Source organism: Pseudomonas sp. NPDC079367, from assembly GCF_044542195.1.
Classification (GTDB): domain Bacteria; phylum Pseudomonadota; class Gammaproteobacteria; order Pseudomonadales; family Pseudomonadaceae; genus Aquipseudomonas.
Genome location: NZ_JBITTW010000062.1, coordinates 1 through 7,425 on the forward strand (window position 1 = coordinate 1; position 7,425 = coordinate 7,425).

The 7,425-nt window shown below is 58.5% G+C and carries 6 protein-coding genes; 5 read left to right on the top strand and 1 reads right to left on the bottom strand.

Annotated elements, in window-relative coordinates; all coding sequences use genetic code 11:
* Positions 1-309 (top strand): transcriptional repressor (locus ACIGDJ_RS27290; RefSeq protein ID WP_397504678.1); only part of this gene is annotated, 309 nt, incomplete at its 5' end.
* Between the two features lie 76 nt (positions 310-385).
* Here the strand turns inward: ACIGDJ_RS27290 and recN are convergent.
* Positions 386-2,059, bottom strand: a complete 1,674-nt coding sequence (gene recN / locus ACIGDJ_RS27295; protein WP_101158090.1) for a DNA repair protein RecN — start codon at positions 2,057-2,059, stop codon at positions 386-388.
* A gap of 240 nt (positions 2,060-2,299) precedes the next feature.
* On the opposite strand from recN, the gene grpE reads away from it, so the two are divergent.
* From grpE to dapB, 4 genes are all read left to right on the top strand, one after another.
* Positions 2,300-2,866, top strand: coding sequence for a nucleotide exchange factor GrpE (grpE, locus tag ACIGDJ_RS27300; protein ID WP_039759570.1), 567 nt, complete (start codon positions 2,300-2,302; stop codon positions 2,864-2,866).
* Between the two features lie 102 nt (positions 2,867-2,968).
* Positions 2,969-4,885, top strand: coding sequence for a molecular chaperone DnaK (dnaK, locus tag ACIGDJ_RS27305; protein ID WP_101158088.1), 1,917 nt, complete (start codon positions 2,969-2,971; stop codon positions 4,883-4,885).
* A gap of 297 nt (positions 4,886-5,182) precedes the next feature.
* Positions 5,183-6,307: a molecular chaperone DnaJ gene (gene dnaJ / locus ACIGDJ_RS27310; RefSeq protein ID WP_312995081.1), complete on the top strand. Its 1,125-nt coding sequence runs from the start codon at positions 5,183-5,185 to the stop codon at positions 6,305-6,307.
* Positions 6,308-6,316: 9 nt separating this feature from the next.
* A complete protein-coding gene (gene dapB / locus ACIGDJ_RS27315) occupies positions 6,317-7,120 on the top strand; it encodes a 4-hydroxy-tetrahydrodipicolinate reductase (RefSeq protein WP_016771766.1) in 804 nt (267 codons plus the stop codon).
* Positions 7,121-7,425: the final 305 nt, after the last annotated feature.

The following is a 7,425-nucleotide window of genomic DNA, read 5'->3' on the forward strand; positions in this document are numbered from 1 at the left end:
ATGAGTGCCGAGGACGTCTACAAGGCGTTGATGGAAGCTGGCGAGGACGTCGGTCTGGCCACGGTTTACCGTGTTCTGACCCAGTTCGAAGCGGCCGGCCTCGTGGTCCGCCACAACTTCGACGGCGGCCACGCGGTCTTCGAACTGGCTGACGGTGGCCACCACGACCATATGGTCAACGTGGAGTCGGGTGAAGTGATCGAATTCTTCGACGAAGAAATCGAAAAGCTTCAGAAGTCGATCGTTGAGAAGCACGGCTTCGAGATGGTTGATCACAATCTCGTGCTGTACGTACGCAAGAAAAAGTAAGCATGTCGCGCGAATTTCACATTCGCGAAACGAACGAAGGCGACCCAAGGGTCGCCTTCGTGCTTTCTACTATCCGTTACGCCTTGGCGGTCACCACCATTTTTTTCGCGTGGGCCAGCGATTCCTTGGTCAGATCGATGCCGCCGAGCATGCGCGCAACTTCTTCGATGCGTTCATTCTTGCTCAGCTTCGCGACAGCGGTGTGAGTCGCCTTCTCGTCGCGGACCTTGTGCACGAACAGATGTTGATGCCCCTGCGCCGCGACTTGTGGCAAGTGGGTCACGGTCAATACCTGTCCGCGATCACCGAGGCGCCGCAGTAGCTGACCGACGATCTCAGCAGTCGGTCCGCCAATACCCACGTCAACTTCATCAAATACCAGCGTCGGCACACGCGATGTTTGTGCGGTGATTACCTGGATCGCCAGGCTGATTCGCGATAACTCACCGCCGGAAGCAACTTTGGCCAGCGCCTTGAGCGGTTGGCCGGGGTTGGCGCTGACCAGCAGTTCGACCTGTTCCAGCCCGTTAGGCAGCAATTCGTCGCTGCTGTTGGCGTTCAGTTCAATGGTGAACCGGCCGCCGGGCATGCCCAAGCGCTGAATTTCCTGCTCGACAGCGCTGGCGAGGCTGCCAGCGGCCTGATGGCGAAGATCGCTGAGCTCGCGGGCTTTCTCTTGATAGTGGCGGGCGTAAGAGGCCAGTTCTTCGCCCAGGCGCTCGATGGATTCGTCATTGGCGTTGAGGGTTTCGATTTCATCCAGCAGTTTCTGCTGCATCTCGCCGACTTCGGTCGGTTGAATCCGGTGTTTGCGCGCCAGGGTGTAGATCGCATCAAGGCGCTCTTCCAGATATTGCAGGCGAGCCGGGTCGGCATCGAAGTTGTCGAGGAAGCGGTTGAGTTCGCCGACCGCTTCTTCCACCTGAATTTGCGCGCTCGTCAACAGGCTGCTGGCCTCACCCAGCGCACCCACCGAATTGTTCACGCTGGACAGGCGATTGAGGCTGGCGGTCAGCGCATTCAGCACATTGCCGGAATCGCTTTCGCTGCACTGCTCGACCACTTGCCGGCAAATCCCCAACAGCGTTTCGGCGTTCGTCAGGTTCTTGTGTTCCTGCTCAAGCTGTTCGAGTTCGTTTTCGCCGAGCCCGAGGTTTTCCAGTTCTTCGAGTTGATAGCTGAGCAGTTGATGGCGTGCGCGTTGTTCGTCGCCGGAGTTGGAGAGGCGCTCCAGTTCCTGGCGGGTCTGACGCCAGCGCTGCGCGGCCAGTTGCACCTGGCGCGCCAGATCGGTGGCACCGGCGTACTCGTCGAGCAGACGACGATGGGTGTCTGTTTTCAGCAGCGATTGATGTTCGTGCTGGCTGTGGATGTCGATCAGCAACTCGCCGAGGGCTTTGAGATCGCCGAGCGGGCAAGGCGTGCCGTTGATGTAGCCGCGCGAACGACCTTCCGAAGTGATGACACGGCGCAGGATGCATGGCCCGTCGTTTTCCAGGTCGCGCTCGGCCAGCCAGGCGCTCGCTTCGGGGATATCAGCCAGATCGAAGGTAGCGAGAATGTCTGCTTTGTCAGCGCCTGGTCGAACCACGCCGCTGTCGGCGCGATCGCCCAGAGTGAGGCCCAGGGCGTCGAGCATGATCGACTTGCCGGCGCCGGTTTCTCCTGTGATCACGCTCATCCCGCGATCGAGCTCGAGATCGAGATGTTCAACGATGGCGTAGTTGTGTACGGACAGGTGCACCAGCATAAAGGCCGCTCCCAGGCTTGAGGTCTGGTTATTTATACAGTGTTTTGTTCTGGCCTGACAATGCCCCTGCTTAGCTCGATTTGCTTGATCAGAAAGTTTTCTTAGTGCATTGCAGAATGATTAATCAGCACTTTTTTGTAGGGACAATCGCTTGCAGCCCTTGAAGCCTGATTTTGCGGCCCCATATATCGGGGCAGAAGCGCGAGTCAGGCTCGCGGACGAAATTGAAAGGAGAATTCCATGGCTGACGAACAGACAGTAGATACGCAAAATCCAGATGCCAATCAGGCGCCCGAAGGTTCGGGTGACGACCTGGCGACCCGTGTGCAAGTGCTCGAAGAGCAATTGGCCGCCGCGCAGGATCAGTCTCTGCGTGTTGCTGCCGATCTGCAGAACGTTCGCCGCCGTGCCGAGCAGGACGTCGAGAAGGCGCACAAGTTTGCGTTGGAAAAATTTGCCAGCGACTTGCTGCCGATCGTGGACAGCCTGGAGCGCGGCCTTGAGCTGTCGAGTCCGGACGATGAAAGCATCCGTCCGATGCGCGAAGGCATCGAACTGACCCTGAAAATGTTCCACGACACCCTCAAGCGCTACCAGCTTGAAGCGATCGATCCGCATGGCGAACCGTTCAACGCCGTTCACCATCAGGCGATGGCCATGCAGGAAAGCGCCGACGTTGAGCCGAACAGCGTGCTGAAGGTTTTCCAGAAGGGCTACCAGCTCAATGGTCGCCTGTTGCGCCCGGCGATGGTCGTGGTCAGCAAGGCACCGGCGCCGGTTTCGCCGTCGATTGACGAGCAGGCTTGAAATTAGCCGCAAGGCCCCCATTTAGAAGTCAAGCGTTTAAGTATTACCGCAGTCAGCCACCACTGCTGCGGCAAAAAAATCCAAAGTTTCGGGAGAGTGAACATGGGCAAAATTATCGGTATCGACCTGGGGACTACCAACTCCTGCGTCTCCGTGCTGGAAAACGGCAAGGCTAAAGTTATTGAAAACGCTGAAGGCGCGCGTACCACGCCGTCGATCATCGCGTACGCCAATGATGGCGAAATTCTGGTAGGTCAGTCGGCCAAGCGTCAGGCTGTCACCAACCCGCACAACACCCTGTACGCAGTAAAGCGTCTGATCGGTCGTCGTTTCGACGAAGAAGTTGTGCAGAAAGACATCCAGATGGTCCCTTACAAGATCGTCAAGGCTGATAACAGCGACGCCTGGGTTGAAGTGAACGGCCAGAAAATGGCCCCGCCTCAAATCTCGGCTGAAATCCTGAAAAAGATGAAGAAGACCGCCGAAGACTACCTCGGCGAAGCAGTGACCGAAGCGGTGATCACTGTTCCGGCCTACTTCAACGACAGTCAGCGTCAGGCGACCAAAGACGCCGGCCGCATCGCGGGTCTGGACGTAAAACGTATCATCAACGAACCAACCGCAGCCGCTCTGGCTTACGGTATGGACAAGGCCAAGGGCGATCACACCGTGATCGTTTACGACCTGGGTGGCGGTACTTTCGACGTTTCCGTGATCGAGATCGCTGAAGTTGATGGCGAGCACCAGTTCGAAGTGTTGGCCACCAACGGTGACACGTTCCTGGGCGGTGAAGACTTCGACATTCGTCTGATCGACTACCTCGTTGACGAATTCAAGAAAGAAAGCGGCATGAACCTCAAAGGTGACCCGCTGGCCATGCAGCGCCTGAAAGAAGCCGCTGAAAAAGCCAAGATCGAGCTGTCGTCCGCTCAGTCGACCGACGTCAACCTGCCGTACATCACTGCAGACGCGACCGGTCCTAAGCACCTGAACGTGAAAATCTCGCGTGCCAAGCTCGAAGCGCTGGTTGAAGACCTGGTTCAGCGCACCATCGAACCTTGCCGCATTGCCATGAAAGACGCCGGTATCGACGTCAGCGCGATCAACGACGTGATTCTGGTCGGTGGTCAGACTCGTATGCCGCTGGTGCAGAAGCTGGTTACCGATTTCTTCGGTAAAGAAGCGCGTAAAGATGTGAACCCGGACGAAGCTGTTGCCATGGGTGCTGCAATTCAGGGTGCTGTTCTGGCCGGCGACGTGAAAGACGTGTTGCTGCTCGACGTCAGCCCGCTGACCCTGGGTATCGAAACCATGGGTGGCGTGATGACCGCGCTGATCGAGAAAAACACCACGATTCCTACCAAGAAATCGCAAGTGTTCTCGACTGCCGACGACAACCAAGGCGCTGTGACCATTCACGTTCTGCAGGGCGAGCGCAAGCAAGCCGCACAGAACAAATCGCTGGGCAAGTTCGATCTGGCCGATATTCCACCAGCTCCACGTGGCGTACCGCAGATCGAAGTGACCTTCGACATCGACGCTAACGGCATTCTGCACGTTGGTGCGAAAGACAAGGCCACCGGCAAGACTCAGTCGATCGTGATCAAGGCCAACTCCGGTCTGTCCGACGAAGAAATCGAGCGCATGGTGCGTGATGCCGAGGCGAATGCCGAGGAAGACCGCAAGTTCGAAGAGCTGGCCGCTGCCCGTAACCAGGGTGATGCACTGGTTCACTCGACTCGCAAGATGATCGCTGACGCCGGTGACAAGGTCACCGCCGAAGAGAAGACTGCAATCGAAGCTGCTGTGGTTGCCCTGGAAGCCGCTGTCAAAGGCGACGACAAGGCTGCCATCGAAGCCAAGGTTGAAGAGCTGTCGAAAGTCTCCGCTCCGGTTGCTCAGAAGATGTACGCCGAACAGGCTCAGCCAGCTGATGGCGCAGCCCCGCAAGGCGAATCGGCTGAGAAGGCTGACGACGTTGTCGATGCCGAGTTCGAAGAAGTAAAAGACCACAAGTAAGTTGTTGGTCGCCCGGTTGACTGCCTTGCGGCGGTGACTGGTAGGATGTCGCCGCGCGGGAGCTTGCCTCCCGCGTTGGCGTATCTGGAATACGCGAATTTTTACAGCATGCGACAGCGCTCGCGTGTTGGTGGTATGGCCGAGAATGCTCCTGCTTTTCGCGCCGCAAATACCGCATCAATCAAGACCAGGATCGTTGAATTGACGTGAGTTGGGTCCGGGCCTTCATGGGGGCTCAGCGAGTTTGGCGAGGCTCAGGAGGGGTTTGCCGAACGTCCTTAAGAGTGCAAAGAACTTATGGCAAAGCGTGACTATTACGAAGTATTGGGTGTCGAGCGGGGCACGAGCGAAGCGGACCTGAAGAAGGCCTATCGCCGCCTGGCCATGAAGCACCACCCCGACCGTAATCCCGGCGACAAAGCTTCGGAAGAAGCATTCAAAGAGGCCAACGAGGCCTATGAAGTGTTGTCCGACGCCAGCAAGCGCGCGGCGTACGACCAGTATGGTCATGCCGGCGTTGATCCGAGCATGGGCGGCGGCGGTGCCGGGTTCGGTGGTCAGAACTTCTCGGACATCTTTGGCGATGTCTTCAGTGATTTCTTCGGCGGCGGTCGCGGCGGTGCCCGTGGCGGCGCCCAGCGTGGCAGCGATCTGCGCTACACCCTGGAGCTGAATCTGGAAGAAGCGGTGCGCGGCACGTCGGTGAATATCCGCGTTCCGACACTGGTCAACTGCAAGCCCTGCGATGGTTCCGGTGCCAAGAAAGGCTCTTCGCCTTCGACGTGCCCGACCTGTGGCGGCATTGGCCAGGTGCGTATGCAGCAAGGTTTCTTCTCGGTGCAGCAGACCTGCCCGCGCTGCCATGGCCAAGGCAAGATTATTTCCGACCCATGCGACTCGTGCCACGGTGACGGTCGCGTTGAAGAGTACAAAACGCTGTCGGTCAAAGTGCCGGCCGGTGTCGATACTGGCGACCGCATTCGTCTGTCTGGCGAAGGCGAGGCGGGTACCCAGGGCGGGCCGACGGGCGATCTGTACGTGGTCATCAATGTCCGCGAACACGACATCTTCCAGCGTGACGGCAAGCATCTGTTCTGCGAAGTGCCGATCAGCTTCGTCGACGCAGCGCTGGGCGGCGAGCTGGAAATCCCGACCCTCGACGGTCGCGTCAAACTGAAAATCCCTGAAGGCACGCAGACCGGCAAGCAGTTCCGCGTGCGCGGCAAAGGCGTCGCGCCAGTGCGTGGCGGCGGTGCCGGTGACCTGATGTGTCGTGTGGCTGTCGAAACGCCGGTCAACCTCAACCGTCGTCAGCGTGAACTGCTGGAAGAATTCCGCAGCTCCCTGGCCGACGACAACAGCCACTCGCCGAAAACCACCGGTTGGTTCGACGGTGTGAAGCGTTTCTTCGGCGATTTGTAAGGAGTCGGCATGCGACGTATTGCAGTGATGGGCGCCGCCGGGCGCATGGGCAAGACCCTGATTGAAGCGGTGCAGCAGACGCCGGGCGCCGGTCTGACGGCGGCGGTCGATCGTCCCGACAGCACGCTGGTCGGCGCGGATGCTGGTGAGCTGGCAGCGCTGGGCCGTATTGGCGTGCCGCTGTCCGGTGACCTGGATCGTGTGGTTGAAGAGTTCGATGTGCTGATCGACTTCACTCACCCGACCGTGACCCTGAAAAATCTCGCGTTCTGCCGCAAACACGGCAAAGCGATGATCATCGGCACCACCGGTTTCAGTGTTGAAGAGAAGCAATTGCTGGCCGAGGCGGGCAAGGACATTCCGATTGTCTTCGCTGCCAACTTCAGCGTTGGCGTCAACCTCTGCCTGAAATTGCTCGACACCGCTGCGCGCGTGCTGGGTGACGATGTCGATATCGAGATCATGGAAGCCCATCACCGGCACAAGGTCGATGCTCCGTCCGGAACGGCGGTGCGCATGGGTGAAGTGATTGCCGATGCCCTCGGGCGTGATCTGAAGAAGGTCGCGGTCTATGGTCGTGAAGGTCAGACCGGTGCGCGTGAGCGTGAAACCATTGGTTTTGCCACCGTGCGTGCAGGCGATATCGTTGGTGATCACACCGTCCTGTTCGCCGCCGATGGCGAGCGTGTCGAGATCACCCACAAGGCGTCGAGCCGCATGACCTTCGCCAAAGGCGCGGTGCGTGCGGCGCTGTGGCTGGATGGTCGCGAGCCGGGCCTGTACGACATGCAAGACGTGCTCGACCTGCGTTGAGTTGCTGCTGAACCCGGCGCAAACGTCACGTTTTGCGCCGGTTTTTACCGCTTGGCGACGACCTGTCGCATTCTCTGGCCTTTAGGGCTCTTTAGCGGTGGACCAAAAACGGCCTTTTCTGTAAGCTACAGCTTTAGTGTGTCCACTAAAAGCGCGCAGAATAATTTCAGTGAAGAAGCGGGGTGACGTGTCCATACGTCACTCCGCTTTTTTACAACCTGCGATTGCCCTTTCATGCGTTATTTACGGGAGGTCTTCTTGACTAAGCCAGCCATACTCGCCCTTGCTGATGGCAGCATTTTTCG